Origin of the sequence: Burkholderia sp. MSMB0856 (assembly GCF_001524645.2) — a bacterium.
In the GTDB taxonomy this organism is placed as follows: domain Bacteria; phylum Pseudomonadota; class Gammaproteobacteria; order Burkholderiales; family Burkholderiaceae; genus Burkholderia; species Burkholderia diffusa.
Genome location: NZ_CP013429.1, coordinates 653,195 through 678,838 on the forward strand (window position 1 = coordinate 653,195; position 25,644 = coordinate 678,838).

At 67.1% G+C, this 25,644-nt stretch carries 25 protein-coding genes; 8 read left to right on the forward strand and 17 right to left on the reverse strand.

Annotated features, from left to right (window positions below; translation table 11 throughout):
* Positions 1-4 precede the first annotated feature (4 nt).
* The 13 genes from WS87_RS31710 to WS87_RS31770 all read right to left on the reverse strand — a co-directional run bounded on the left by WS87_RS31710 (position 5) and on the right by WS87_RS31770 (position 11,750).
* Entirely contained in the window at positions 5-982 is a 978-nt protein-coding gene (locus WS87_RS31710; protein WP_059820050.1) for a type II secretion system F family protein, read from the reverse strand.
* 33 nt (positions 983-1,015) lie between these two features.
* On the reverse strand, positions 1,016-2,383 hold the full coding sequence (locus WS87_RS31715) for a CpaF family protein (RefSeq protein WP_059536051.1): 1,368 nt from the start codon (positions 2,381-2,383) through the stop codon (positions 1,016-1,018).
* A gap of 19 nt (positions 2,384-2,402) precedes the next feature.
* Positions 2,403-3,611, reverse strand: a complete 1,209-nt coding sequence (locus tag WS87_RS31720) for an AAA family ATPase (RefSeq protein ID WP_059536047.1) — start codon at positions 3,609-3,611, stop codon at positions 2,403-2,405.
* A 22-nt stretch (positions 3,612-3,633) separates the two neighbouring features.
* Positions 3,634-4,077, reverse strand: a complete 444-nt coding sequence (locus WS87_RS31725; protein ID WP_059820049.1) for a TadE/TadG family type IV pilus assembly protein — start codon at positions 4,075-4,077, stop codon at positions 3,634-3,636.
* A complete protein-coding gene (locus WS87_RS31730; protein ID WP_059690483.1) occupies positions 4,074-4,607 on the reverse strand; it encodes a TadE/TadG family type IV pilus assembly protein in 534 nt (177 codons plus the stop codon). Before WS87_RS31730 ends, WS87_RS31725 begins: the two co-directional genes overlap by 4 nt.
* 13 nt (positions 4,608-4,620) lie before the next feature.
* Positions 4,621-5,892 carry a pilus assembly protein TadG-related protein gene (locus tag WS87_RS31735; protein ID WP_059820048.1) on the reverse strand — a complete coding sequence of 424 codons (1,272 nt, stop codon included), beginning with the start codon at positions 5,890-5,892 and terminating at the stop codon, positions 4,621-4,623.
* A gap of 25 nt (positions 5,893-5,917) precedes the next feature.
* Positions 5,918-6,217, reverse strand: coding sequence for a hypothetical protein (locus WS87_RS31740; protein ID WP_059594593.1), 300 nt, complete (start codon positions 6,215-6,217; stop codon positions 5,918-5,920).
* A gap of 20 nt (positions 6,218-6,237) precedes the next feature.
* Positions 6,238-8,193, reverse strand: a complete 1,956-nt coding sequence (locus tag WS87_RS31745; RefSeq protein ID WP_059820047.1) for a type II and III secretion system protein family protein — start codon at positions 8,191-8,193, stop codon at positions 6,238-6,240.
* A gap of 115 nt (positions 8,194-8,308) precedes the next feature.
* Positions 8,309-9,154 carry a Flp pilus assembly protein CpaB gene (gene cpaB, locus WS87_RS31750; protein WP_059536027.1) on the reverse strand — a complete coding sequence of 282 codons (846 nt, stop codon included), beginning with the start codon at positions 9,152-9,154 and terminating at the stop codon, positions 8,309-8,311.
* Between the two features lie 35 nt (positions 9,155-9,189).
* A complete protein-coding gene (locus tag WS87_RS31755) occupies positions 9,190-10,590 on the reverse strand; it encodes an ATP-binding protein (protein ID WP_059820046.1) in 1,401 nt (466 codons plus the stop codon).
* 32 nt (positions 10,591-10,622) lie between these two features.
* Positions 10,623-11,162 carry an A24 family peptidase gene (locus WS87_RS31760; RefSeq protein WP_059820045.1) on the reverse strand — a complete coding sequence of 180 codons (540 nt, stop codon included), beginning with the start codon at positions 11,160-11,162 and terminating at the stop codon, positions 10,623-10,625.
* A gap of 31 nt (positions 11,163-11,193) precedes the next feature.
* Positions 11,194-11,400, reverse strand: coding sequence for a Flp family type IVb pilin (locus WS87_RS31765; protein ID WP_059536016.1), 207 nt, complete (start codon positions 11,398-11,400; stop codon positions 11,194-11,196).
* Between the two features lie 167 nt (positions 11,401-11,567).
* Positions 11,568-11,750, reverse strand: a complete 183-nt coding sequence (locus WS87_RS31770; RefSeq protein WP_059451855.1) for a Flp family type IVb pilin — start codon at positions 11,748-11,750, stop codon at positions 11,568-11,570.
* A 253-nt stretch (positions 11,751-12,003) separates the two neighbouring features.
* On the opposite strand from WS87_RS31770, the gene WS87_RS33830 reads away from it, so the two are divergent.
* From WS87_RS33830 to WS87_RS31795, 6 genes are all read left to right on the forward strand, one after another.
* Complete coding sequence (locus WS87_RS33830) at positions 12,004-12,537, forward strand: hypothetical protein (protein ID WP_159085732.1); 534 nt, start codon at positions 12,004-12,006, stop codon at positions 12,535-12,537.
* A gap of 250 nt (positions 12,538-12,787) precedes the next feature.
* Entirely contained in the window at positions 12,788-14,026 is a 1,239-nt protein-coding gene (locus tag WS87_RS31775; RefSeq protein WP_059820044.1) for a glycosyltransferase family 87 protein, read from the forward strand.
* A complete protein-coding gene (locus WS87_RS31780; protein WP_059820043.1) occupies positions 14,023-15,402 on the forward strand; it encodes a glycosyltransferase family 87 protein in 1,380 nt (459 codons plus the stop codon). The genes WS87_RS31775 and WS87_RS31780 overlap by 4 nt, the downstream gene beginning before the upstream one ends.
* A gap of 28 nt (positions 15,403-15,430) precedes the next feature.
* A complete protein-coding gene (locus WS87_RS31785) occupies positions 15,431-16,474 on the forward strand; it encodes a glycosyltransferase family 2 protein (protein ID WP_059820042.1) in 1,044 nt (347 codons plus the stop codon).
* A gap of 15 nt (positions 16,475-16,489) precedes the next feature.
* Positions 16,490-16,873, forward strand: coding sequence for a GtrA family protein (locus WS87_RS31790; RefSeq protein ID WP_059820041.1), 384 nt, complete (start codon positions 16,490-16,492; stop codon positions 16,871-16,873).
* A 292-nt stretch (positions 16,874-17,165) separates the two neighbouring features.
* Positions 17,166-18,245, forward strand: coding sequence for an extracellular catalytic domain type 1 short-chain-length polyhydroxyalkanoate depolymerase (locus tag WS87_RS31795; RefSeq protein WP_059820040.1), 1,080 nt, complete (start codon positions 17,166-17,168; stop codon positions 18,243-18,245).
* An 18-nt stretch (positions 18,246-18,263) separates the two neighbouring features.
* Here the strand turns inward: WS87_RS31795 and WS87_RS31800 are convergent, their stop codons facing one another.
* Both WS87_RS31800 and WS87_RS31805 read right to left on the reverse strand, forming a co-directional pair.
* The gene (locus WS87_RS31800; protein ID WP_059820039.1) at positions 18,264-20,036 is read right to left on the reverse strand and encodes a histidine kinase; all 1,773 of its coding nucleotides are present in this window, start codon (positions 20,034-20,036) and stop codon (positions 18,264-18,266) included.
* A gap of 82 nt (positions 20,037-20,118) precedes the next feature.
* Positions 20,119-21,525, reverse strand: coding sequence for an HD domain-containing phosphohydrolase (locus tag WS87_RS31805; RefSeq protein ID WP_059820038.1), 1,407 nt, complete (start codon positions 21,523-21,525; stop codon positions 20,119-20,121).
* A gap of 229 nt (positions 21,526-21,754) precedes the next feature.
* Here WS87_RS31805 and WS87_RS31810 point away from each other — a divergent pair, with 229 nt between their 5' ends.
* Both WS87_RS31810 and WS87_RS31815 read left to right on the forward strand, forming a co-directional pair.
* On the forward strand, positions 21,755-22,048 hold the full coding sequence (locus WS87_RS31810; RefSeq protein ID WP_059820037.1) for an antibiotic biosynthesis monooxygenase family protein: 294 nt from the start codon (positions 21,755-21,757) through the stop codon (positions 22,046-22,048).
* A 110-nt stretch (positions 22,049-22,158) separates the two neighbouring features.
* Positions 22,159-22,893 carry an ABC transporter substrate-binding protein gene (locus WS87_RS31815; RefSeq protein WP_059820036.1) on the forward strand — a complete coding sequence of 245 codons (735 nt, stop codon included), beginning with the start codon at positions 22,159-22,161 and terminating at the stop codon, positions 22,891-22,893.
* A gap of 172 nt (positions 22,894-23,065) precedes the next feature.
* On the opposite strand, the gene WS87_RS31820 is transcribed toward WS87_RS31815, so the two are convergent.
* A complete protein-coding gene (locus WS87_RS31820; protein ID WP_159085733.1) occupies positions 23,066-24,421 on the reverse strand; it encodes a hypothetical protein in 1,356 nt (451 codons plus the stop codon).
* Positions 24,422-24,645: 224 nt separating this feature from the next.
* A complete protein-coding gene (locus WS87_RS31825) occupies positions 24,646-25,641 on the reverse strand; it encodes a hypothetical protein (RefSeq protein WP_059820034.1) in 996 nt (331 codons plus the stop codon).
* Positions 25,642-25,644 lie beyond the last annotated feature (3 nt).

A 25,644-nucleotide genomic window follows, 5' to 3' on the forward strand; every position in this document is an offset into this window, starting at 1 on the left:
CGCGTCAGACGCGAATCCGGATGATGCGGCGAATCCACAGCATGCCGAATGCCATCGACCCCAGCATCACGCCAACCATCTTGATGCCGGCCGGATCCTGCCAGAGCACCGACAGAAACTCCCGGTTCAACACCGCCATCATGCCCGCCGTGCCGAATGGCAGCAGCCCGAGGATCCAGGCCGACAGCCGGCCTTCCGCCGACAGCACGCGGACCTTGTCGAACAGCTTGAAGCGCTCGCGAACCAGCGATGCGATGCTGTCGAGCAGCTCGGCCAGATTGCCGCCGGTCTCGCGCTGGATCAGCACCGCGATCACGAAGTAGCGCAGGTCATGGGCCGGCACGCGCGTCGCGAGGTTCACCAGCGCATCGTGCAGCGATACGCCGTAATTGATCTCGTCGAACGTGATCCGGAATTCACCGCCCATCGGATCCGGAAACTCCTCGCCGACCATCCCGAGCGCGCTCGTAAAGGAGTGGCCGGAGCGCAGCGCGCGCGCGATCATGTCGCAGACATCCGGCAGCTGGCGCTCGAGCTTGAGCATCCGCTGGTTGCGATGCCGCATCACGTACAAGGCCGGAAAGCATGCGGTCAGCAACGCAATCGGCACCACGGCGATCAACGGCAATGGGGTGAACAACAGGACGAGCATCGCCGTCACCGGCAATACCGCGCTGTACACGACGAGCTTCGCCACCGTCCAGTCGAGCCCCGATTGCTGCAGCAGCAGATCCACCGACTGCACACGCGGCACGCGCAGCAGCAGCCGGTCGAACGGCTTCGACTCGTCGAGCATCCGCTTCTTGAGAATCGACAGTCGCTCCTGTTGCACGCTGCCGCCGGCCGACATCGCGCGCAGGCGCGACTCGATCCGGCGTGCCGCGGCACCGTGGCGTGAGTTCCACCATTGATAGACACCTTCGATCGCGAGCACAACCGCGACGAAGGTGAGAATCACAAAACCGTAGAATATCGAGTCCATGAGACCTCCCCGGAATCAGACGAACGCGCGTCGTCACTTCGTCTCGTAACGCTGCGCCGGGTCGTAGAGGGAATCCGGCAGGTTGATGCCGAACGCCTGCAGCCGCTCGGCGAACTTCGGCCGCACGCCGGTCGCGCAGAAGTGCCCGCGCACCGTTCCGTCGCGATCCATGCCGGTGCGCTTGAACGTGAAGATCTCCTGCATGTTGATGATGTCGCCTTCCATCCCGGTCAGCTCCTGGATGCTGACGATCTTGCGCTTGCCGTCGGTGAGCCGCGTCGCCTGGACCACCACCGAGATCGCCGACGCGATCTGCTGACGCATCGTCTTCGGCGGCAGCGTCAGGCCGCCGACGCTGATCATGTTCTCGAGCCGCGTGAGCGCGTCGCGCGGCGTGTTGGCGTGAATCGTCGCGAGCGAGCCTTCGTGGCCGGTGTTCATCGCATTGAGCATGTCGAGCGCTTCCGCGCCGCGCACTTCGCCGAGAATGATCCGGTCCGGCCGCATCCGCAGCGCGTTGCGCACGAGCGTGCGCTGCGTGATCTCGCCCTTGCCCTCGATGTTCGGCGGCCGCGTTTCGAGCCGCAGCACGTGGGGCTGCTGAAGCTGCAGCTCCGCCGCATCCTCGATCGTCACGATCCGCTCCGATCGCGGGATGAAGCCCGACAGGATGTTGAGCAGCGTCGTCTTGCCGCTGCCCGTCCCCCCCGATACGAGCACGTTCACTTTCGCCCTGGCCAGCGCATCGAGCAGTTCCGCCATCGGCGGCGTGAGGCTCTGGTAACTCACGAGGTCGTCCATCTTCAGCGGGTTGACCGCGAAACGCCGGATCGACATCAGCGGCCCGTCGATCGCCGACGGCGGAATGATCGCGTTCACGCGCGAGCCGTCCGGCAAACGCGCATCGACCATCGGGGTCGATTCGTCGATGCGGCGCCCGACCCGCGACACGATCTTCTCGATCACCTTCATCAGGTGCGCGTCGTCGTAGAACGTCACGTCGGTCAGTTCGAGCTGGCCGGCGCGCTCGACGTACACCTGGCGGTACGTGTTCACGAGGATGTCGGAGATGCCGGGGTCGCGCAGCAGCGCCTCCAGCGGTCCGAAACCGAACATTTCGTCGTACACGTCGATCACGAGCTGGCGCCGCTCGATGTCGTTCGCGAGCAGGCGCTCCTCGTCGAGGATGCGCGAGATCAGCGCCGCGATTTCCTGCCGGACCTGTTCCTGCGGCAGGCGTGACAGGCGCTCCAGCTCGACCCGTTCAAGAACCGCCAGATGAATTTCACGGCGCAGCTTCTGGTACGCGTCGCGTACCGACGAATGCGTCGCACCTGCCGGTTCGGTGCCCGCCGCCTGCGGCTGCGTCCGGTACAAGGACATCTGTTCGCGCAATGACATGATGGTTTCCCCGAAAGATTCACATGGACTTGAGCTTCGGCGTGGCCTTGCGGCCGAACAGCCGTGACATCAACGGTTCGCTGCTGGACGTGTCGTGCCGGGTGCGCACGTCCCCTTCGACGATCTGCTTCGCACAGGCCTGCAACGCACGCGTCACCGCAGCGCTGCGTGCGACGCGCGAGACCGGATGCCCCTGGTCGAGCGCCTCGCGCACGGTGTCGGCGTCGTCGGGTATCGTGCTGCTCGCGTGCAGACCCAGCACTTCCTCGAGCGCGGTGCGGGACCGTTCGCTCGCACGCGTCATCCGGTTCACCACCAGCCGCATCTGGTCGGTCGGGTAGCCGAGCGACACGAGAATCTCCAGCAGCCGGCGGCCCGCGCGCACGTGCGGCATCGCCGGCTGCAGCACGAGCTGGATCTGGTCGCAGCGATCCAGTGCGATCATCGACAGCGGATTGATGCTCACGCCGATGTCGAAGATCACGAAGTCATAGCGCGGTGCCGCGACACCGAGGATCCATTCGAGCGCATCCTCGCGCATCTCCGCGGCCTTGACCGGATCACCCGCACCCGCGAGCACGTGGAAGTTCTGCGTCACGTGCGCGACGCTCGCGTCGAGAAACGCGCCGTCCAGTCGCTCGATCTGCGCGCACAGCTGCGGCAGCGTCGACGGCGGCGTCTCGTCGCTGACGAGGAACGCGGCATCCGCGAACTGCTGGTTCAGATCGACCAGCAGCACGCGGCGCTTGTGGGTTTCGGCGATCTCGTACGCCACGTTGCTCGCGGCGAAGCTCGTGCCCGCGCCGCCCTTGCACGACATGAACGACACGAAGCGCGTATCGTCGCCGTCGCGCCGCGTGCTTTGCGCGGCGGCACGCTCGAGCGCGCGGGCGAGCGCCGCGGGGTCGAGCGGCCACTGCAGCACGTCGCGCGCGCCGGCGCGCATCGCGTCGAGCAGCACGTTCGGCGCCGCATCGGCCGTCACCAGGATGCAGGTCAGGCCCGGGTGCAGCCGGCAGATCCGTTCGAGCGCCGACAGCTCGGACGCATCGGTCGTCGCGCCGTCGATCAGCAGGATGTCGAATGAATCGAGCCCGTCCGTTCGATGCTCGATCTGGGACGGCCGTCCATGCGCGCGGGTCACGCGATAGTGTCCGCTGTCGGTGACCAGGCGCGCGGTCTGCGTGAGCCGGGCGGTATCGTCGGCAGCTACGAGGATATTGATCATGACTGTGCCTCGTCGGTTTCGATTATTGACAGGCGCTACCGCCCGTCGAGGAGTTCAGGCTTTCCCGCGACATCGTCGTGGTGAACGGCGGCATCGTGATCGCGACGTTCGCGATCGGAATCATCGTCCTGACCGTGACGTTGGTGATGCTGACGGTCACGAACGAGCAGGAGCTCACGTCGCAACCTGACGGCGTGTAGCTCACCGACACGTTCGCGTTCGACAGCATCGGCATCAGCGACTTCACGCGCTTCACGACGCCGGCGGCGTTCACGTCGCAGACGATCGCCGTGCGTGCGCCGAGCCGGATGGCCTCGGTCGCGGTGTTCCAGTAAAACAGCACGCGCCCGAATTCGAAGATGCCGATCAGCAGCATGATCAGGATCGATGCGATCAGCGCGAACTCGACGATCGTCGCGCCGCGTTGGCCGCGACACCGCGACAGCGGGAAGGGGCGCGCGTTCATGACACTTGCCTCATCACGGTGACGATGTTGCCGAAGGTGATCGACGACAACCCCGGGTAGGCCGGAATCGGCTGGTATTGGTAGCCCTTCACCTTCACCTCGACGACGTTGATGCTGCCGGTCGCCGTGCCGCTCGCCGCGTTGTTGGTCGAGTCGTACGTCGGCAGGTTCGCGAACTGCGGCGGGTCGGACGCATCGGCGCAATCGGTCGAATGCGCGGCGTCGCACACGATCACCATCGATGTCGTGAGCCCCGGCACCAGCTCGGTGCCGGCAGACCCGCACGTCGTGTTGCCGTAGACGACCAGACACTGCGCCGCCGCGAGTGGATACGCGCTGTCGGCCGGCAGATAGACCGACAGGTAGCGCGCCGCGTCGCGCGTCGCCTTGGTGAGGGTCTCGTACTGATAGATCGCACGGCCGAACTCGGCCACACCGGTCGCGAGCACGATCATCGGCATCAGCACGAGCGCGAACTCGACCGCGGCGACACCGCGCATGCGCGACCGGCGAATCGGGAACCTTTTCATGATCGCGTCTCCCCTATTGAACGAGCATCGGCACCTTGAGGCCGACGGAGCTGCCGCTGCCCGGCAAACCGTGCGTCGCGCAAGGCGTGCTGCCGGATGACGCCGAGCCGAGGTATTCGAGATGCGCGACGACCCCGCCGGCGCCCGGGCTGAACGGCAGCGGATCGAGCATCAGCACGCAGTCCCACTGCGTGACGGTCAACTGGTTGCTCGCCCCATTCAGCGTCGAGCAGTCGCCCTCGGGGGCAAGCGCGACGCGGCGGTCGCCGCCGAACGTCTGATAGTTGCTTGCCGTGGCGGTCCCATTGGTCGCAATGCCGCTGCCGGCCGGCGGCGCGCCGTCGCCCTGGTAGGACTTGAAGCTTGCGCGATCGAGCACGAACTGCGTGTACGCGTCGCCGACGATGCCCGCGGTTCCCGGCGGCCCGTACTTGGGGCCGACGTATGCGTAGCCGGTGAAGTCCGGCTGGCCGCTCGAGCCGTTGGCGCCGTTCGTGTAGATGCCGAAGCGGGTATTCCAGGCGCGCAGCGACGCGGACTTCAGGCCCGTCGAACCGAGCTTGGGCGGCGACGTGATGTTGCAGGTATTGCCGGACAATTCGCTTGCGATCGTCGGCTCGTTCGTCGAACCGTCGAGCGCGGCCCAGCCGAAGTTGCCGGGCCCGTACGTCGACGACGAGCCGGACGGCGACGCGATCCAGTCGCCCACCTTGTACGGCGCGGTGGACGACGCCCGGCACACGAACACCGGGATCGCACAGGTGGTCTGCCCGGCGCCCACCGTCGCGATCGCGCTCGCCGAAACCTGCGCCGCGTTCGCGACCTGCACGCCGGGAATCGTGTTGAGCACTTCGATGAACCAGTGCGCGATGTTGGTCAACTGCGCGGTGCACTTCACGTACTTGATGTTCGCCGGCGTGGCGACGGCCGACTTCGTCAGGAACGAATTGGTCAGCGAATCGCTGAACGTGACGTTCGAATCCGTTTGCATCTGCACCGCGTTCTGCTGAAAGAACGCGAAATTCGAGTGGCCGGCGGCGATGCCGTCCGCCTCTGCGACCTGAAGACTGATGGCCGACGTGAGGTCGCGCGCAGCGGACAGCGCGCATGAGTCGGCGCTGTTCTGAAGTTCGCTGCGCGTGACGTACAGCTTGCCAACGTCCAGCGCGAGACCGACGAACCCGATCATCACCGCCAGTGCGAGGCCGACGATGATCGCGACGGCGCCTTGCTGACGACGCATACCGCGACGCGTGAGTTTCGGATGACGAGCTGCGCTGGACATGGCGTTCTCCCTGAGCGTGCCTGTGTTATTGCCCCGACGACTTGCCGATCCCGATCACGAATGCATTGGCTTTCGGCTCGGGCTGCTTGAACGACTTGTCGTAGTTGTCGAGCGCGGACGCGGCGGCGCTGCCGTCGACCCCCTGCCGCGAGGCCGCGTGTTCGGCGGCATGCGGATCGATGATCTGGGCTTGCGTGACGGCGCGGACCGAGTCGCCGAAGCGGCTGTCCCACACCGGCGTGGATGACATGCAGCCGGCAAGCGCGAACGCGAGCGGGACGGCGAGCGCCGCACGGCGCACGAATACGAGGTAGGCGGATTTCATGAGCTTCCCCTTGGATGGCTTCAACGATCGTTGGACGCGGGTTCCGCATTCGCCCGCGCGATCTGCGCGTGGGCGGCGGCCGGCAGACTCTGCTTCGAACGCGGCGCCGGTTTTGCCGGCGTGTCGGAGCCGGCCGCCGCGAGACGCGCGGCAGCGGCTTCGATGCGCGCGATCCGTGCCGCGCTGGCCGCGTCGGCCTGCGGTTGCGGCCGCAACGGCACGGCAGGCACCGGTTCGACGTTCACCGCCCCCGCCGTGGCGGCCGCTGCAGCCGCCGGCTTCTCGGGCTGCGCCGGCACCGGTGCCGGTGCTTCGGCAGGTTGCGGCGCACGCGGTGCGGGCAGTGCGGCGGCCGGTGCGGCCGGTGCAGCCGATTGCGGCGCGGGAGCCGGTGCCGGCGTCTGCGGTGCATTCATCGCGCCGCTCGCCGGTTGCGCGCCCGCCTTGCGGACACCCTTGCGGCCTTCCATGTTGCCGGTCGCATACACGTCTGCTTCGTTGGGCTTCGAGAAGCTGTCGGTCGGCAGCGGCAGGTCGGCGGTCTGCAGCGGCCTCACCAGGTGCGGCGTGATCACGAAGATCAGCTCGGTGCGGTCCTGCTGGAACGACGTGCTGCGGAACAGCGCACCGAGCACCGGCACCTCGCCGACGCCGGGAATCGCCTTCAGCGCGCCGCTCGCGTTGTCCTTGATCAGCCCGCCGATCGCGAACGATTCGCCGTCGCCCATCTGGACCGTCGTCGACGCGCGCCGGGTCGTGATCAGCGGCAGGATCGACGTGCCGCCGATGTTGGTCGCGCTCAGCGTGACGCCCGTCTGCGACAGTTCCGACACTTCCGGCGCGACCTTCAGGCTGATCCGGCCGTTGCCGAGCACCGTCGGCGTGAACTTCAGCGCGACGCCGAACTCCTCTTCCTGCAGCGTGATCGTCGACGTGCCCGTCCCGCTGCTCTGCGGTACCGGGATGAAGATCTTGCCGCCGGCGAGGAACGTCGCCTCCTGGCCGCTGATCGTCACGAGGTTCGGCTCCGCGAGGATCTTGACGAGGTTGTCGGTGTTCTGCGCATCGGCCGCGATGCTGAACGGCTTGTTGTTCGCCTTGTTGAAGACCGCGGCGCTTGCGACACCCGCGAGCAGCTGGCTGACGAGCGCGCCGCTCCAGGATCCAAATCCGCCCTGGATGTTGAATGCGCTGCCCATCTGGTTGATCAGCGTCTTCGACACTTCGGCGACCTTCACCTCGAGCATCACCTGCTGCGGCGACGTGACGGCCAGCATGTTCAGCACGCCGGCGCCCTTGCCGCTGCCGTCACCGGCGCTTTCGCTGTACGCGCGGGCGATCTGCACCGCCTGCTGCGCGGCCTGCGAGTTCGACACGTTGCCCGCCAGCACGATCGTGCCGGCGGCGGTCGAGACGTGAATGTCGCGCTCGTTCGGCATCAGCTGCATCAGCGACGCCTGCAGGCCGCCGGCGTCCGCGCCGACCGCCACGTCGATTACGCGGCATGCACCGCTGCGGCCCTGCACGATCATGTTGGTCGTGCCGACCGTCAGCCCGAGGATGTACAGCGTCTGCGGCGACACCATCGTCGCCTGCGCGACGGCCGGGTTGCCGATGGTCCGGTTGCGGACCGGCTCCGGCATCGGCACCAGCAGCGACTTGCCGAGCGGCACGCTGACGCTGGTCGACTCGCGCACCGCGCCCACGCAATTCGGTCCGCGCAGCGGGCCTGCCGACGCGGCAGGCGCGGCGGCAACCGCCGGCGCCATGCTGATCGTCATCTGCATCGGCCCCTTGGCGACGGCAGCCGGCGCGCTCGCGCCGCCCTTCATCAGCGCAGCCGATTCCGCGCCTTCCTGGGCCAGCGCGCTGTATACCGTCAGCCACCCCGTACACAGGATCGCGGCCATCATCGTGCCCCGTGCGATGCGTGTGCGCACTGGGCCGGTACCTGAATATTGCGGATTGATCTTCATTTCGTCTGATCCCCCGAGTGACCGGCGAGCCGCCGGTTGTCGACTTCCAAGGCCGCCGTGCCCTGACGGCGGCCGATCTGGTTGATGTGTTTATCTGGATGTGTGTTCTACGGCTTCAGAAGCATTCGACGCTGCCACGTACTCCGGTCAGCACGCCGACACAATCGTGGCGCGCCTCCGGTGCCGCGTGCGACGCGACGTGCACGCGCACGGTCCGTACGCGTTCGTGTACCGGTGCGGGCGGTGCATCCGGCACCGGGGCCTTGCCGAGCAGCGTCAGCTTGGTCGCGCCGTCGGTCGTCAGCGTCTTCTGGTCGACCTGGTTGCGCAGCACGAGCGACAGCGTGCCGACGCTGCGCGCGAGGTCGAGGCGTTCGGCCTGGTCGGGCGTGACTTCGAGCGTCACCGCGTTGACCACCTTCGGTGCGGTGTCGTCGCGGCTGACCTGCTGCGCGACGGCCAGCACCAGGATGTGCTCGAGCACGATCTTGGAGATGCTCTGCCCGTCGGTCTTGCCCTGCTGTTCCTGCGTGTTGACGATCACGTCGACGTAGTTGCCCGGCAGCGCGAAGCCCGCGACGCCGACCACGTCGTTCACGCGCACGGTGATCGCGCGGCTGCCGTCGGCGATCACGGCGGAAAGCCCGCCTTTCGTGCCGACCGGCGCGAGCTTCGACTCGATCACCGGCTCGCCGCGCGCGAGGCTCGTGCGCACGACGCGCCCTTCGAGTTCCTTCGTGTCGGTGAACGCGCCGGTCGGCACGCTGCCCGACGGCCAGCTCACCATGCGGATCTGGTTCGGCCCGAGCGGCTCGCCCAGGTTCAGGTCGGTGGTCGCCACCGCGACCGACGTGACCGAGCTGCTGGATGTATTCATCAACCAGCGGGACGCGAACACGACCGCGGCAAGCCCCGCGACCATCGCGACGATCAGCATCATGAGCGCTCGACTGTTTTTCATGGCAATGCTCCTCAACGAATCGTGAAAGAAACGGCTCAACCGGTTATGACTGTGTGACCGCCGTGCTCGGCAGGCGGCAGATATCCGCCGTCGCGCTCGGGCGCCGTGCCGAAATAACTGGCCCATGCGTCGTGCAGCGCGTCGTGCGTCACTTCGGGCGGATCGCCGCGATACCGCGCGCCGGCGGCGACGAGGCGCAGCAGATCCATCGGGAAGCATGCGAGATATGCCTTGCCGGTCGGCAGGTGCAGCCGGTGCAGCAGATAGTCGAAGGCGTCCTGCGACGACACCAGTCCGAGCGACTCGCATGCGGCGTCGAACACAGCGCGGTAGTGCTCGATCGACAGCGCGCCGACGTGAAGCTTGGAACCGAGCCGGCGCAGGAATGCGTCGTCGGCGAACTGCTCCGGCGCCAGGTTGCTCGAGAACACCGGCCAGACGTCGAACGGCAGCACGAATCGATTGCCGGACTCGAGCGTCAGGAAATCGACGCCGCGATCGAGCGGACGCAGCCAGCGGTTGAGCAGGTCGCGCGGCTCGACACGCTGGCGGCCGAGATCGTCGACGATGTACATGCCCATGTTCGCCTTCATGTGCGGCGGCGCCTGGTAGAAGCCCGCCGCTTCATCGCGGCGCAGGTCGAGCTCGTCGAGCGTCAGCTCGCCGCCGGACATCACGACCGGCCGCTCGCACAGGCGCCAGCGGCGATCGATCGACTGGCCCTCCGTTTGCGACGGCGCGTCGACATGCACGAGCGGATCGTAGATCTGGATCACTTCCCCGGCCGCACAGATCGCATACGGCACCGGTACATGGCCGCCCATCAACGCGCCGAGCCGCTCGGCGAGGAAGGTCTTGCCGCTGCCGGCGGGGCCGTAGATCAGCAGCGGACGGCCGGAGTTCAGCGCGGCGGCCGCCGAGTCGAGTACCGACGTGTCCATCACGACGCCTTCGAATACGGCCCATACGTCGTTCTGGGCCACGCGCAGCTTGCGTACCGAATGGGTGGACACGCAGTCGAGATACGCGTCGAGCGTCACCGGCGCCGGGCCGCTGTACGTGCTGCGCGCGCATTCTTCGAGCGCGGCCACGCGGCCCGCGTCGGTCAGGCGGAACGTCACGTCGAGATCCGTCTTGCCGCGATGGGTCAGTTCGACCAGATGCTCGCGCACCAGGAACGCGAAGACGTCGTCGAGCACCGCGAGCGGCAGGCAGTGGCGCTCGATCAGATCGCCGTAGGACGGGCGGCCAAGCACCAGCGTCGACTTCAGCACGAGCCCCGCGACGAACGACTGGCTCAGTCCGGTTTCCTCGAGCGAGCGCGGCGCGGCAGGCAACTGCGTGCCCGGTTTCGCATACGCCTCCCGCAACGGCGACGGATGCGGCAGGTGCGTAACCTGCGCGTCGCGCTTCGGTTCGGTGGGGATCGTGTTCATGTGCGTTTCATCCTCATTGCAGGTTCGTCGCGCTAGACGCGCGAAACGAACAGCATGCCCAGCGTGCCGGCGGCAATCGCGACGCCATACGGCAACGCGCCGACCGACGCGACTTCCACGGGGCCGTCGGTTGCCCCTGCATACGCGCGGATCGAGCGATGCGCGATCAGCGCCCGGACGTTCGCCCACATCTGGCGCATCCGCCCGCGCACCAGCACAAGGCCGATCGCGCCGATCCCGCCGGCCAGAAAGGTGGCCAGCACGATGTAGAACGTCATCTGCGCGCCGACCCATGCGCCGATCGCCAGCATCAGCTTCACGTCGCCTGCAGCCATCCCGCGCAGCAGATAGAACGGCAGCAGCATGCCGAAGCCGGTCGCCGCGCCGCCGAGCCACGCGAGTGCTCCGGCCTGGACCCCGTGCAGCGCGCACTGGGCGATCAGCGCACCGGCCAGCCCGATCGCGACGAGCCGGTTCGGGATGCGTCGGCTCGTGATGTCCATGCTGGCCGCGACGACGACGAGCACCGTCACGCACAACGGGACCGGATAAGGCAGCGCGGCAGGCAACATGGCGAACCTCGATTGGCTGTAATAGTCGGAATCATTGACCCAGCGCGGTATTGACCGCCGCGGTCACGATCGACGCGATCATGTTGTACGCGTCTTCAACCGAACCTTTCAGTGTGACCACGCTTCCCAGCACGATGGTGGCGAACACTGCCGCGATCAGCGCGTACTCGATCGACGTCACCCCCTGCTCGTCGCCGATCCATCGCGATACCGCTACCGCACGTCCGCTGGTCCGCATGACAGCCTCCGATTCGGTTGAACAAGAGAGCGGGGAGACTCGCGCAGTGCACCGGCCGAGTCGTCCGCCGTTCGATCCATTCGACATCTGTTGGTGAAGTGTCCGGCCCTGCTCGCGCGGGGGGATGGCGACGAACGGGCCGGACCCGCCGTTCGCCGCCCCGCCATTCAGATCGCCGCGTTGAGATCGTCTGCAATCGTGTTGAAGACGGTCTTGAGGTCGTTGCCGACCAGCGTCAGTGCTGCGACGAGGCCGACTGCGATCAGTGCGGCAATCAGGCCGTATTCGATGGCCGTCACGCCTTGTTCGTCTTGAACGAAACCGCGGATTTTCTGGATGAACGTGGACATGGCTATTCTCCTTACGCACTACTATGAAAATCCCGTTGTCGGGGATCGACGCGGGGAGCGGGGTACTACCGGAACAACACAAGGATTCGGATGCTGCGCTCAGCGACGCACACGGCAGGGTACGAGCCTGGCCTGGCGAACGATGGTCGGTGAGCTGATGCGTGCGATATCCATGCGCGCTGCGATCTGGCGAATGACGCGATCGAGCAGAACGGCGAAACGACCGTTCCGTGCATGAATACGGATTGAGCGGATGACGCTGATGCGTCGATGCGACTGCGGATCTTCTGCGCGGCATGCGAGCCGCGGCGTGCTCTGGTCTTTCATTTTTATTCCCCAATGCTGTCATGTGATTCTTTTTGCGCGGACGATGCCGTCGCCTATTCGCCCAGTCGACGTTTCCGGCGGTTTTCAAGGCCTGGGCGGCGTATTCCCCGACGCGCCCTGGATCCGTTGCTTTCCGCAGGTGATTGAATCCGGTCTTGTCAGCCTGTTGCTTCAACCGGTCGTTCATCACGTCGTCGACTGTCGTGCGGACCTTGACGCAAAGAGCAGGCCAGCCGGAGGGAAAACGAGGCGCATCAAGGGTTCCGGCGATTCACCCGTCGACCGGGTTTCGGCGCACTGCACAAAATGTTTCAGATTTGATATACGCATGCCGGCCGGCGCCGCGTGCCGGCAGCGCGCCGCCGTGCTGTGCAAGGGCGCCAAAAAATTTTCTCGGGATTTTCCCGAATCCGGATCACCCGTCGCCCGACGTGCATTCCGCATACCGCCGGACCGGTGAAAAACACGGAATGTTTCAAGCGAGAAACATCATTTGCGCCGGTACGGTTTTCTCAGACGTGAAAACCCGCTTTTCAGCCATGTCGCCGTCGAATCGCGATTTCACGATTCAGCCCGCGGTTTGCGTCACACGATTTTTTCTCCAACAATGCATTCACCGGACAGCGCCATCGAGCGCGATTCGATCCGGATACACGACAACACAAAAAGGCTGCGGAAGATCAGGCAGCCTTCACTGCAAACGGGGCATCATGTACACAGCCAATCGTGGAGTGCGCTATCGCGCCAAACGCTGTGCTCAATGGTTGACGGCTGACCGGATCGTTCCGTACAGCTGCGTCATGCTGCTGCTGTGCGTGACCTTTCTGATCGTCTGGGGCGTCGTAACGGACGCCTTCACGTCACAGTCGACTGCCCGACCGGGTGTCGACTTCTCCGTCTTCTGGACCGCGTCGCAACTCGTGCTGCAAGGCCACGCCGCAGCGATCTACGATCCGGTCTTCTTCTCTCATGCCGAGGTCGCGCGATTCGGTGCCTATATCGGTCACCAATCGCTGCCCTGGCTCTATCCGCCGACGATGCTGCTGTTCATCGCGCCGGTTGCCCTCGTGCCTTTCCTGCCCGCGTATTTCCTCTTTTTTGCGGGCAGTCTTTTATGCTACGCGTATGCCGCCCTGAGACTGTCGGGCCTGCGTGCGCACCTGCCCGTTCCGCGCGCCGCGGCGCTCGTGGTGCTCGCCTATTCGGGCGTGTTCGCGTCCATCCTGTACGGGCAGAACAGCATCCTGACCGCCGGCATCGCCGCGCTCGCGCTGCATTTCCTCGGCCGACGCCCGATCGTCGCCGGCATGCTGATCGGGTTGCTCGCCATCAAGCCGCAGATGGCGATGGTGTTTCCGTTCGTGCTGATCGCGACGCGCTCGTGGCGAACCTTCATGTCGGCGGCGATCACGACCGTGCTGTTCACCGTGGCCGGCATTGCACTGACCGGCACGGGCTCCCTGAGCGGCCTGGCCCATGCGATGTCGATCGTACGCGGCATGCACTTCACCCTTCCCGCCTACTGGTTCGTTTCGCCGACGACGTTCGCGGCGCTCCGCCTCGCGGGTGCATCGATTCCGGCCTCGCTCGCCGCGCAGGCCGCCGTGGGATTGCTCGCCATCACCGCCGCCGTTCAGGTCTGGCGTCGCACGGACGACATGCGGCTGCGCGGCGCGGCGCTGGTGGTCGCCACGCTGTTGTCGACGCCCTATCTGTGGCATTACGAACTGGCCTGGCTCGGCATCGCGGTCTTCTGCCTGATCGCCCACGGGCTCGATGAAGGCTGGTTGCCGGGAGATCAGATCGTGATCGTGCTCGCGTGGCTGTTGCCGGTATTCGAGGTGTTCAACCGGATCACGCGGCTGCCGCAGATCGGCCCGGTCGTGCTGCTCGCCGTCCTGTTCGTCGTCGTGCGTCGCTCGACCCTCGCGTCGCGGAATGCGCAATGAAAACGCCACTCTCCCTTCTGCACGTCGATTCGGCCCTCGACGCCCGTCCGGAACTGCCGATCGCCGGCCCGCGCCGTTTCCCGCATTGGCTCAATCGCAATCGGGTGCGCCTCTATGCGGCGGCGGTACTGTTCACCGAGTTGCTGTTCATCTGCATCTATCTCGCACGCGTGCATGGGTCGCATACCGCCGTGCCCGAACCGCTCGCGCAGGATTTCGCACCGATCTGGAGCGCCGCGCGGCTCGCGGCGCTCGGGCGCGCGGTGGACGCATGGCAGTTCTCCTCGCTCTTCGCGATCGAGAAACTCGCGATCCCGACGCTGAACGCCGCGGACGGCTCGCTGCCGTGGCTCTATCCGCCGACCATGCTGCTGTTGGTGCTGCCGCTCGGCTGGATGCCGTACCTGCTCGCGCTGGTGCTGTGGCTCGGCGGGACCTACATGCTGTTCGCGGTGACGATCCGCGCCACCGTGCAGCGCGATGCCGCGCTGCTCTGCGCGCTCGCGTTCCCCGGCGCGTTCCTCACGGTGATCGTCGGGCAGACGAGCCTGCTGACCGCCACGCTCGCCGGCCTCGGACTGCTGACGCTGAATCGCCGCCCCGTCATCGCCGGCATCTGCTTTGGTCTGCTGACGATGAAGCCGCAGATGGCGGTCCTGTTTCCGCTCGCGCTGCTTTGCGCCGGACAATGGCGCGCACTGGCCGCATGGGCCGCAACGATAGCGGCTGGCGTCGTACTGACGACGCTCGCGTTCGGGATCGGGTCGTGGATCGCGTTCGCGCACGGCATCAACGACGCGTATCAGACGGTCAACGCGGGCCACGTCAAGCTCGCGCGCATGCCGACCGTGTTCGCGCTCGCCACCCTCGCCGGCTGGCCCGCCTACATCGCGCGCGGCCTGCAGCTGCTCTCGGCCGCAGCCGCCGCGATCGCCGTCGTGTACGCGTGGCGCGGCGCGTGTTCGTACGCGCTGCGCGCCGCCACGCTCGCCTGCGCATGCCTGATCGTCAGCCCGTACCTGTACGACTACGACCTGACCTGGTACGGGCTCGTGATCGCGTGGTATGCGCGCTACGCGTGGACGCACGGCTGGCGCCGCTTCGATCGCGAATGGCTGATGCTGATGTGGGCGACGCCGCTCGCCGGTCTCGCGATCGTCACGCATCTGCCGTTCCAGTTCATGCCGCTCATCACGCTGGCATCGCTGGCGCTGCTCGTCAGCCGGATTGCACAAGAAAGGCACGACGTGCCGTCGATGCCCGACGCACGCGACAACTCGACCGAGACCGGCTTCCCGCATCCGGTCCGCTCACACCACCGCCCGGCGCACGGACTGCGCCGCACCGGCCGCCCGACATTCGGCGCCGGCCGCTGACACGCACGTCATTACAGGGGAACCCATCATGCGCGAACCACTCTACACACCGCTTGTCTCGCTGGTCGTACCGTTCTACAACGAAGGCGAGGCCGTCGAACGCTTCTTCGACGTCGTGATTCCGCTGATGGCCGAACTCGATTCGATCCGCTTCGAGATCGTCTGCGTAAACGACGGCAGCCGCGACGACACGCTCGAACGCCTGATCCGGGTCAGCATGACCGACCGCCGCGTGCGCGTCATCGATCTCACCCGCAACTTCGGCAAGGAAGCGGCGCTGACGGCCGGCCTCGACGAAGCGGCCGGCGACGCGGTGATTCCGCTCGACGCCGACCTGCAGGATCCGCCGAGCCTGATTCCCGTGATGCTCGAACACTGGCGCGACGGCGCGGAAGTCGTCGCCGCGAAGCGCAGCAGCCGCGCATGCGATTCGTTCGCGAAGCGCACCGCCGCCGCGATCTACTACCGCGTGCACAACATGCTGTCGGACGTGAAGCTGCCCGAGAACGTCGGCGACTTCCGGCTGATGGACCGCAAGGTCGTGAACGCGCTGCGCAGCCTGCCCGAGCGTCATCGCTTCATGAAGGGGCTGTTCGCGTGGGTCGGCTACCAGACCGTGATCATCGAATATCAGCGTGAAGCGCGCAGCGCCGGGCACTCGAAATTCTCCGGCTGGAAGCTGTGGAACTTCGCGCTCGAGGGAATCACGAGCTTCAGCACCGTGCCGCTACGCAGCTGGACCTACATCGGCCTCAGCATCGCCGCACTCGCATTCCTGTACGGCGCGTTCATCGTGGGCCGCACGCTGCTGTTCGGCAACCCGGTGCTCGGCTATGCGTCGCTGCTGTCGGTGACGCTATTCATCGGCGGGATCGAGCTCGTCGGCATCGGCGTGGTCGGCGAGTACATCGGACGCATCTACGACGAGTCGAAGCAACGCCCGGTCTATCTGATTCGCCGCCGCTACCAGACGCACGCCAAGGTGATCGAACTGCCGGTCGCGCGCGATACGCGGCGCCCGAGCGCACGCCGCCGCGCGCAGCCGGCCCGCGTGCGGGTGGGCGAGCGCTGAGTAGCGGAGGCAGCGATGTTCGACCTGCTTTATGCCGAGCGCGTACGGCTGGCGCGCTTCGGCCTGTCCGGACTCGGCTCGACCGCGCTGCACGTGCTGGTCGCATCCGCGATGTATGCGCTGTTCGATGCCACTCAGGTGATCGCCAACGCCGTCGCGTTCGTCTGCGCGACGGCGTTCTCCTATCTCGCGAATACGCTGTGGAGCTTCTCGTCGACCGTGCATTCGCGCAGCTTGCTGCGCTATCTGACCGTCGCGCTGGCCGGCTTCGCCGAAACGATGCTGCTCGCGCGCACCGCCGAGCTGTTCGATGTGCCGCGCGGCTGGGCAATCGTCGCGATCGCGCTGCTGATCCCGCCGACGATGTTCGTGACGCACCGGTTGTGGACATATCGATAACCGCAGGCAGTGGGGTCGAAGCATTCACCGATTGGTCACGGAACCATCGCACCCGAGGCGAGCGACGCCTGCTAGCATGATGCGTGGCCGGCCCGAATCGGGGCGCTGCCGGGTGGATGTCGCGGGGCGTGGTGTTCCGTCGATCGTCGCTCCCCATGTCGGCCATGCCGGAGCACCTCGACGCGGATACGTCCCGCGGCACGCATTGTGCGCTGCCCCCGCATTCGCCCGCCATCCAGCGGCCGGCTTCGCCGCATGCTGTCGCACGCCCCCGCCGGCACGAGATCCGTCCATGCCCAAGAAAAAATCCAGCCTCTGGCTACGCCCGTTCGATCTGTTTTCCGCCGCGATGAGCACGCGACCCAAAAGGAAGACGACCAAACCAGCGGCAGCGGCCAAGCGCGCCGCCAACATACGGCCCCCGCGTCGCCCGGGTTCGACGACCGCCGCGCGGACATCGCCGCACCAGGCACCCGGCACGTGGCTGCGCTCGTTTCATTCCGCGCGCCCGGCCGCCGGCCGCCTCGTCAACCATCTCGCGTACGCGCTGTACCTGCCCGCCGCTTCGGCGCCGAGCGCCGGCATGCCCGTCGTCGTGATGCTGCACGGCTGCAAGCAGACGGCCGAATCGTTCGCCGCCGGCACGCGCATCTGCCGCATCGCCGAGCGCGCCGGGTTTGCCGTGCTGTTTCCCGAACAGGCGAAGACCGCCCATTCGCATCGCTGCTGGAACTGGCATGGCGATGCGTCGCAGTCGGAGGCCCCGGCGATCGCGTCGCTGATCGATGCGATCGTGCAGGCGCGCGGGTTCGACCGCGACCGAATCTACCTGGCCGGCATGTCGGCCGGCGCAGGGCTCGCGGCACGGCTGGCGATCGAATCTCCCGACCTGTTCGCGGCCGTCGGCCTGCACTCCGGTCCGGCCATCGCGCCGCCGTTGTCGACGATGGCCGCGATGAGCCTGATGCGCCGCGGCCTGCACGACGATCCGATAGGCGTCGTCGACGCCTGCGTCGACGTACGCGCTTATCCGGGCATGCCCGCGCTCGTCGTGCATGGCGGACTCGATACGGTCGTCGCCGAGCAAAACGCGCGGCAGCTCGGCGTCGCGTTCGCGCGGATCAATCGGCTCGTCGACGAGCACGGTGAACTGCGTGTCGGCGAGCAACATACGTACGCGCACGACGACGCGGATTACACCGACTATCTGCGCGGCGGCCGGCTGATCGTCCGCGTCTGCATCGTGCGCCGTCTGGCGCACGCGTGGAGCGGCGGCGATCCGCGCGAAGCGTTCCATTCCGCGACGGGGCCGGACGCGACCGCGATGCTCTGGAATTTCTTTCGCAGGCGGCGGCGCAAGCGGGCGCGGTGACGACGCGTCACCTGTCGCTCACGCCCGTTGCTCGACGGCTGCCGCCGCATCCGCGCTGACATCCGCGCGCCGGATCGGCAGTCGAACGCAGAACGTCGTGCCACGCCCCGGCTCGCTCGTCACGTCGATCGCGCCGCGATGGCGCTCGACGATCCCATGCGACACCGACAACCCGAGCCCCGTGCCCTGCCCGACCGGCTTCGTCGTGAAGAACGGATCGAAGATCCGCCGAACGACGTCGGGCGTCATGCCGGTTCCGGTATCGCTGATCGCGATCGACACCTGTTCGCCGTCGCTCGACGTGCGGATCGTGATCACGCCGCGCGTCGGAATCGCATGTGCGGCGTTGACGAGCAGGTTCATGAATACCTGGTTCAACTGCGACGGAAGGCACTCGACTTGCGGCACGTCGCCGTACTCGCGGACGATGTCGGCCTTGTACTTGAGTTCGTTGTGGACGACGTTGAGCGTGCTCTCGAGGCCCGCGTGAATATCCACCACGCTCCACTCGCCGCTGCCCGGCCGCGAGAAATCGCGCAGGTCCTGCACGATGCGCCGCACCCGCACCGCGCCATCGATCGATTCGTCGATCAGCGTCACGATCTCGTCGCGCACGTAGTCCAGATCGGCCGCGACGCGCATCGACGTCAGCACGTCGCGCGTCGCCGGTTCCAACTGCGTCAGCGCGGCATCATGCGCGGCGACAACGTCGAGCAGGCTTCGCACCCACGTCCTCAGCGTATTGAGGTTCGCGCTGATGAAGCCGATCGGATTGTTGATCTCGTGCGCAACGCCGGCCGCGAGCTGGCCGATCGACGCGAGTTTTTCCGATTGCAGCAACTGAACGTGGGTTTCCTCGAGCGCCCGCAGCAGGCGCCGCTGTTCGTCCTTTTCCTGTTCGAGCCGACTCTGCGCCGCCCGGCGCTCGTCGATCTCGGTCGCCATGTTCTCGCGCGTGCGTTGCAGCATCGCCGTCGTCTGCTCATAACGCTGCAACGCCGCTTCGAGTTCCGCGGTCCGCAATCGCACCAGCCGTTCGAGCGTGTCCGTCATGCCGCGCAGAAAGGTCGTGCGCGCATCGAAGCGGCAGACGAGCAGCGTGACGATCAGCGTCGCCATCGTGAACAGCGCGATGGTCGTCGCGAGCCACGGTGCGTCGATGCCGTTCGCGGCGCCGCAGCGCGCATCCGGCGCGAAATGCGCGGCCGCCATCGCCGTGTAGTGCATGCCCGTGATCGCGATGCCCATGATCAGCGCGGCGCCGATGCGTTGCGCGGTCGCATGGCGAGCCTGTTGCGCACGCAACGTCTGCGCCATCCAGAGCGCGACGGTCGACGCGATCACCGCGACGCCGATCGACGCCGCGAACAGCGCGGGATCGTAGCGAATGCCCGGCGCCATGTGCATCGCGGCCATGCCGGTGTAATGCATCCCGACGATCCCGGCGCCCATCAGCATGCCGCCCGCCAGCAAGCGCCGCCGGCCCAACCGCGCGCGCGTGACGACGTTCAGCGCGAAATACGAAACGAGCACCGCGATCGCCAGCGACGCGCCGGTATCCGGCAGCGCATAGCCGAGCGGAATCGGCAGCGACAGCGCCAGCATGCCGACGAAATGCATCGACCAGATTCCGGTGCCCATCGCGGCCGCGCCGCCGGCCAGCCACGCGCGCTTGAGCGTCGGGTTGTCGAGCAGCGAAATGAATGCGGCCAGATCGAGCGCCGTATAGGAAGCCAGCGTCGCGATGACGAGCGACAGCAGGACAAGCAGCAGGTCGTAGGTGCCATGCATGATCGAGCGCCCCGGTCGAATTGAACGCGATGCCGCGACGCGCGGCCGATCGCGCGCCACGGTCGAGCCGTCCCGCGCAACGTCAGTCAGGCGGCGTGACGGCCGGCGACTGCGTCGACGCGGTGGTGCCGGTCGTCACGAGAATGTCGAACGTCGTGCCTTCGCGTGCCTCGAAACGGCGCACGAGCTCGATCTGGTGCCCCGACATCACGCTGCCCTTCGTCATCAACAGCACGCCGCGATGCGTGCGCAGATCGTCGGCGAGCTGCATTCCCTCGCGCAACTGCTCGGACCGGATCTCCGTGACGGACGCCGCGATGCGCAGGCTCGCCGGATCCCGCATCAGGTCGATGAAGCGCGCGACGAGCAGCGGGTCGTAACGCACACCGGCCTGCGAGTGCAGTACGTCGATCGCCTGCTCGACCGAATGCGGCGAACCGATCTCGCCGTTGCGCAACCCTTCGAAATCGCGCGCGATCGCGACGATCCGCGAGCCGAGCGGAATTGCATCGCCCGCGAGCCCGTCCGGCGTGCCGCGTCCATTGAATCGCTCGTACTGGTGCAGCACGATCGACGCGACCTTGTGCAATTGCGCGACCGGCGTGAGCACCATCTGCGCGCGCAGCGGGTGTTGCTGGAACAGGCTGTGTTCGTCCGTGGTCATCTTCACGATCGGCTTGTGCAACAGCTCGTCGGGCAGCGACAGCTTGCCGATGCCGTGCAGCAGTCCCGCGAAATACACGTCCTGCGCGTGCAGGCTGCTCATCCCCGCCGACAGCGCGAGACGGCGCGCAATCTCGCCGACGCGCATCGCATGCCCGCTCGCCGACCCGCAGCGCATCTCGATCATGCTCGCGCAGACCTGCACCATCGCGGTGAAACTGCTTTTCAGGTCATGCTGCGCCGCTTCGAGAAACATCACGGTTTGCCCGAGTTCCTCGGTGCGCGCGCGAACCTGCGTTTCGAGTTCCGTATTGAAGCGGCGCAGCGTTTCGTTTTGCGCTTCGGTCAACGCGGCCAGCCGCGCGGCCTCGCCCCGCAGGCGCCGCTGTTCGAGCGCCTGCTCGATGGTCATCAGCAGGTCGTGATCGTCCCACGGCTTGTTCAGGTAGCGATACACGCCGCCTTCGTTGACGGCCTCCACGATCGACGCGATGTCGGAATAGCCGGTCAGCAGGATGCGCATCGTGTCCGGGTACAGCGACCGGGCGCGGGCGAGAAACGCCGCGCCGCTCAGGTTCGGCATGCGCATGTCCGACACGATCAGGTCGACTTCGGTCGCAGCCAGAATGTCGAGCGCGGCTTCCCCGCTTTCGGCGGTCAGGATGTCGTAGCGCGCGGGCCGCAACACCCGCTTGAGCGCGGACAGCACGCTCGGCTCGTCGTCGACCAGCAGGATCGACGGAGCAGCGACGGGGTTGTCGGATACGGCTTCGGCGATCGTTTCGGGTGGTGCATCATTCGTTCCGTTTATCGCGGATGTGGTCATGGCTGTCCTCGGATTGTTTATCTTCACCACCTCTGTGACATCGGCGCGTGCCGCATATTCCATATTGGGGAAAACGCTGATTCGTATGAGCCGTTCGGCGGCATCCCTCGCGCGGTCGGCCGCGCACGAGCCGGTCATCCGGAACGCGTGATGCCGACTTCCGGTATCGTTGCGGGACGCGTCGATCATGGCGCGCCCCGTCGCATCATTCACCCCGCATGGAGCATTCATGATTCTGGAAATGGCATCGCTCGAGATCGATCCGTCGCAGGCCGAGCAATTCGAAGCGGCGGTCCGCCAGGCACTTCCGCTGTTTGACCGCGCGCGCGGCTGCGGCGGCGCCGAACTGCACCGCGTGATCGAGCGCAGCGGCGGCTATCTGCTCGTCGTCAAATGGGAGACCGTCGACGATCACATGGTCCATTTCCGGCAATCGGACGACTTCCAGGCGTGGCGGCAACTGGCCGGGCCGTTCTTCAAGAGCCCGCCGCAAGTCGTGCATACGGAAGTCGCAGTGAAGTAATCGCGGCGAAGCCACCGCCGCGACGCGCCACCCGATCCGTCGCGGATGACGATGCCTCGGCGCCCAGGCCGTTCACCGTTCCGGCCCATCCGATTCCTTACGAGCCTTTCATGACCGTCGATCCCTCCGTCCGCTCCGCATTCATCCCGACCGGCAAGCTGCGCGCGTCGATCAATCTCGGCAATCCGATCCTTGCGAACCGCGACCCGGCCACGGGCGAGCCGTTCGGCGTATCGGTCGACCTCGCGCGCGCGTTTGCCGAGCGGTTGTCGGCCGAGCTCGAACTCGTCGTGTTCGACACCGCCGGCAAGTCGGTGCAGGCGCTGACCGAAGAACGCGCCGATTTCGGCTTCTTCGCGGTCGATCCGCTGCGCGGCGAGACGGTCGCGTTCACCGAGCCGTACGTGCTGATCGAAGGCTTCTATCTGGTGCGCGACGATTCGCCGATCCGCGGCAATGTCGACGTCGACCAGCCGCACAACCGCGTGACCGTCGGCAAGGGCAGCGCGTACGACCTGTTCCTCACGCGCGAATTGAAAGCCGCGCAGATCGTGCGCGCGCCGTCGTCGCAGGCCGTCGTGCCGACCTTCGTCGAGCAGCAGCTCGAAGTCGCGGCGGGCGTAAAGCAGCAACTCGAGGCCGACGCGGCGAAGACGACGGGCCTGCGGCTGCTCGACGAGCGCTTCATGGTGATCCGCCAGGCGATGGGCGTGCCGAAGAGCCGCGGCGAAGCGGCCGCCGCGTTGCTCGGCGCGTTCGTCGAGGAGATGAAGGTGTCGGGCTTCGTCGCGGATTCGCTGCGGCGGCATGGCATCGTCGGTGCGTCGGTCGCACCGCGTGCCTGATCGACGCATACGTCAAGTCCTCCTCACGATGTCGTCGCGCCAGATCGGCGCTGCCCGTCGACGCCCTCGCGCCACCTCGTACCCGACACGTCGCTCGCGCGGCTGAACGTCGTCATCGACGCGCTTCGGCACGGCACGGGATGTCGCCAACGGCTGCCGGCGTGCACGTTCGTCACGCTGCGCGATGTCCCGCCGCCGTTGCGCCGGCCGGCGATCGAGGCACGGCCGTCGCGGGGTGCGCGGGCGACGGGGACGCTGCGGCGCCCGGCCTGGCCAGCGGCTGCGGCGCAGGCGCGGAAGCAGACGCCGAATTCGGCGACGAGGCCGAAGAGGAGGAAGAGCCCGAAGGGGCCGACGAGCCCGGCTGGCTCGGACGCGCGCCCCCTGCCGAACCCGACGCTGCGGGACCCAAAGGCGGCGGCGCGCGCAGTCCGCCGTCCAGCGAAGTCCGGCGAGCGGCCATGTCGGCCTGTTCGGCGCTGCGCTGCGCGGTGCGATCGGCGGACAGGCGCGCCGCTTCGGCATCCGGATTGATCGTGTTGACACGGATGCGTTCGATGTCGCCCACGCCCGCCAGCCGGTTCAACGGCACGTAGTCGGTGCGAAACACCAGTTCGACGCCGCTGCTCAGGTTGACGTCGGCGTGCGAACTCTCGGTCGTCTGGGTTCGGTCGGTCGACACGTAGCCGATCGTGCTCTGCACGTTGGCCTCCGCGCCCCAGGGCCCGAAGCGTGCGCCCCCGCTCACCCCCACCGTGTTGCGCGTGTCGAATTGCGAGCCGCGGTCGTTGGCGGCAGCGCTGCTCGCGTCGATATGAAAATTCATCGCGGCGTTGAGACGCCCGCTCTCGATGACAATGCGCTGCAAACCCATCTGCACCATCGTCGCGAGCAACTGCTGGCGGTTGCGGGCCAGCACCTGCTGGGCCAGCGGCACCAGACGCTCGGGATCGGAGGCCGGAACCGCATCGCCCGGCCCCAATCCCAGCGCGCTGCGCAGCGCGGCTTCGGCCGGCGGAGTCGCGCCCGGGCGCAACGCCAAACGGGTCGCGGCATCGCGCTCGGCCTGCAGTTCCTGCTGGCGCTGGCGGCGCTCGTCCGGCGGCAGGCCCGCCAGTTCGTCGGCGTCGTCCGCAGCCTCGTCGTCGCCGGTGACCTCGTAGGCAGTGGGGAAATGCTCGGCCAGCCATTGCCGCGCGCCGGCGATGCCCACGTTGCTGTCCGCGAAGCCTTCGGTGGTCTGCGCGACATTGCGGATCAGGTCGACGAACGCGGTCAGCTGTTGCTGGTTCGAATCGTTCATCGCCTTGAAGACGCCCGTGATCAGCTCGGTCACGAAGCGCGGGAACGACACCGCGTTGAGCACCGCCCGGGTGGTGCCGGCCATCCGGTCGATGGCGGTGCCCGAATACTCCGAACCCGCGTTCTGCGCAACGGCCAGTGCCGTGCCGGGGCGCGCCGCGAGTTCGTGGTGGTCGAGCGCGATCGAGCCGATCCGTGCGAGTCCTGACGCGAGATCGCGGCGCATGGCCGGATCGAGCGCGCCGAAACCCTGCTGAGCGGACAGCAGTTCGCGGACATGGTGTCGAACGTCGGGCCGCGGCACCGGCGAACGCGCAAGAGGTGCGCTTGCCGCCATTTCAACCGCTCCGCCGCATGGCGTGCGGCCGCGATGGCGACGGCACGCCTGCCGCCGTCGGTTCCCGGATTGCGCCGCCCGTGTCGCGACGGCCTGAGCAGCGCGGTTTCATGTCAGGTTCCGAGTGCCGCCCACGAGTTTGCCGGCGCCGCCGGGCGCGCAGTCTGCGGCACGGCGCGGCCGTCGTCCGGAGCGGAACGCGCCGGGCCGTCGGGCTTCTCGCCGAGACTGAGCGTCGCCTCGATCCAGTCGGCGGCGGAGGCGATCACCGGATTGTCCGTGCTCAGCAGCGGCGACGCGGCGCCCAGCCCGTCCGCGACGTCCGCCAGCCACGCGATCACGGTCATCCCCGCTTTACCGCGCCGCACATAGGCGGCGGGCGAGCGCGACGGCTGGCGCGAGAGCCTGTCGATGCCGGCGACCACGCCCCAGATGTCGCGCGCGGCGAAGCCTTGACGCAGATCGGCATGGCCGAGGATCGCGAACGCGTCCCTGAGCATGCCGACGATCTCGCCGGCCATGAATGCGGTCACGCCGGTGCAGGCGGCACCGAGGTTCTGCGCGAGGGCGCGCGCGGCATTGCGGACCCGCGCCTGCTGCCCGAGATCCCCGCGCGGGTCGGCGCCTGGCGTCTCGTCGAGCTTGTAGAGCGCCTCGCAAAGCTCGAGCATGCACTCCTCGAACGGAACGTTGCGCTCGGCATCCGCGGCGGCAGGGCCGTACGCAGTGCCAAACAATCGCGAATAGAACGCCGCACGTTCGCCGGCCGCCAGCTTCTCGGCGCGGTGGCGCCACCAGTTGACGACCAGCGGCGCCGCGCCGCCAAGGTCGACGCCGACGGCACCGCTTGCGGACAAACCGGCGAGCGCCTCGACTGCGGGGATCACTCCCGCGGACTCGAGGTCGGCCGCCAGATAGAGCGACGCGAGCGCCCGCAGCTGCGCCTTGTCGACGCGTGCGGCGACGGGATCGGGGATCGCGATGTCGCCGAGTTCGTCGAGCGCGAACGCGAGGCCGTGCGCGGTCGCACGCTCGACGAGCCGCTCCCCCGACCGGATGGCCGCCGCGAGTCCGGCATCCGCCGGCGGGGCGATGAGCATGCGCGCCATGAT

Bases quoted from the DNA above. Each gene is read 5' to 3' on its own strand.
- WS87_RS31735 (WP_059820048.1), bottom strand. From the start codon at position 5,892: ATGTCCAGCGCAGCTCGTCATCCGAAACTCACGCGTCGCGGTATGCGT.
- WS87_RS31740 (WP_059594593.1), bottom strand. From the start codon at position 6,217: ATGAAATCCGCCTACCTCGTATTCGTGCGCCGTGCGGCGCTCGCCGTC.
- WS87_RS31745 (WP_059820047.1), bottom strand. From the start codon at position 8,193: ATGAAGATCAATCCGCAATATTCAGGTACCGGCCCAGTGCGCACACGC.
- WS87_RS31720 (WP_059536047.1), bottom strand. From the start codon at position 3,611: ATGATCAATATCCTCGTAGCTGCCGACGATACCGCCCGGCTCACGCAG.
- WS87_RS31780 (WP_059820043.1), top strand. From the start codon at position 14,023: ATGAAAACGCCACTCTCCCTTCTGCACGTCGATTCGGCCCTCGACGCC.
- WS87_RS33830 (WP_159085732.1), top strand. From the start codon at position 12,004: ATGACGCTGATGCGTCGATGCGACTGCGGATCTTCTGCGCGGCATGCG.
- WS87_RS31760 (WP_059820045.1), bottom strand. From the start codon at position 11,162: ATGTTGCCTGCCGCGCTGCCTTATCCGGTCCCGTTGTGCGTGACGGTG.
- WS87_RS31775 (WP_059820044.1), top strand. From the start codon at position 12,788: ATGTACACAGCCAATCGTGGAGTGCGCTATCGCGCCAAACGCTGTGCT.
- WS87_RS31755 (WP_059820046.1), bottom strand. From the start codon at position 10,590: ATGAACACGATCCCCACCGAACCGAAGCGCGACGCGCAGGTTACGCAC.
- WS87_RS31790 (WP_059820041.1), top strand. From the start codon at position 16,490: ATGTTCGACCTGCTTTATGCCGAGCGCGTACGGCTGGCGCGCTTCGGC.
- WS87_RS31820 (WP_159085733.1), bottom strand. From the start codon at position 24,421: ATGCGCCGCGATCTCGCGTCAGGACTCGCACGGATCGGCTCGATCGCG.
- WS87_RS31730 (WP_059690483.1), bottom strand. From the start codon at position 4,607: ATGAAAAGGTTCCCGATTCGCCGGTCGCGCATGCGCGGTGTCGCCGCG.
- WS87_RS31765 (WP_059536016.1), bottom strand. From the start codon at position 11,400: ATGCGGACCAGCGGACGTGCGGTAGCGGTATCGCGATGGATCGGCGAC.
- WS87_RS31710 (WP_059820050.1), bottom strand. From the start codon at position 982: ATGGACTCGATATTCTACGGTTTTGTGATTCTCACCTTCGTCGCGGTT.
- WS87_RS31800 (WP_059820039.1), bottom strand. From the start codon at position 20,036: ATGCATGGCACCTACGACCTGCTGCTTGTCCTGCTGTCGCTCGTCATC.
- WS87_RS31810 (WP_059820037.1), top strand. From the start codon at position 21,755: ATGATTCTGGAAATGGCATCGCTCGAGATCGATCCGTCGCAGGCCGAG.
- WS87_RS31785 (WP_059820042.1), top strand. From the start codon at position 15,431: ATGCGCGAACCACTCTACACACCGCTTGTCTCGCTGGTCGTACCGTTC.
- WS87_RS31795 (WP_059820040.1), top strand. From the start codon at position 17,166: ATGCCCAAGAAAAAATCCAGCCTCTGGCTACGCCCGTTCGATCTGTTT.
- WS87_RS31815 (WP_059820036.1), top strand. From the start codon at position 22,159: ATGACCGTCGATCCCTCCGTCCGCTCCGCATTCATCCCGACCGGCAAG.
- WS87_RS31715 (WP_059536051.1), bottom strand. From the start codon at position 2,383: ATGTCATTGCGCGAACAGATGTCCTTGTACCGGACGCAGCCGCAGGCG.
- WS87_RS31825 (WP_059820034.1), bottom strand. From the start codon at position 25,641: ATGGCGCGCATGCTCATCGCCCCGCCGGCGGATGCCGGACTCGCGGCG.
- WS87_RS31805 (WP_059820038.1), bottom strand. From the start codon at position 21,525: ATGACCACATCCGCGATAAACGGAACGAATGATGCACCACCCGAAACG.
- cpaB (WP_059536027.1), bottom strand. From the start codon at position 9,154: ATGAAAAACAGTCGAGCGCTCATGATGCTGATCGTCGCGATGGTCGCG.
- WS87_RS31725 (WP_059820049.1), bottom strand. From the start codon at position 4,077: ATGAACGCGCGCCCCTTCCCGCTGTCGCGGTGTCGCGGCCAACGCGGC.
- WS87_RS31770 (WP_059451855.1), bottom strand. From the start codon at position 11,750: ATGTCCACGTTCATCCAGAAAATCCGCGGTTTCGTTCAAGACGAACAA.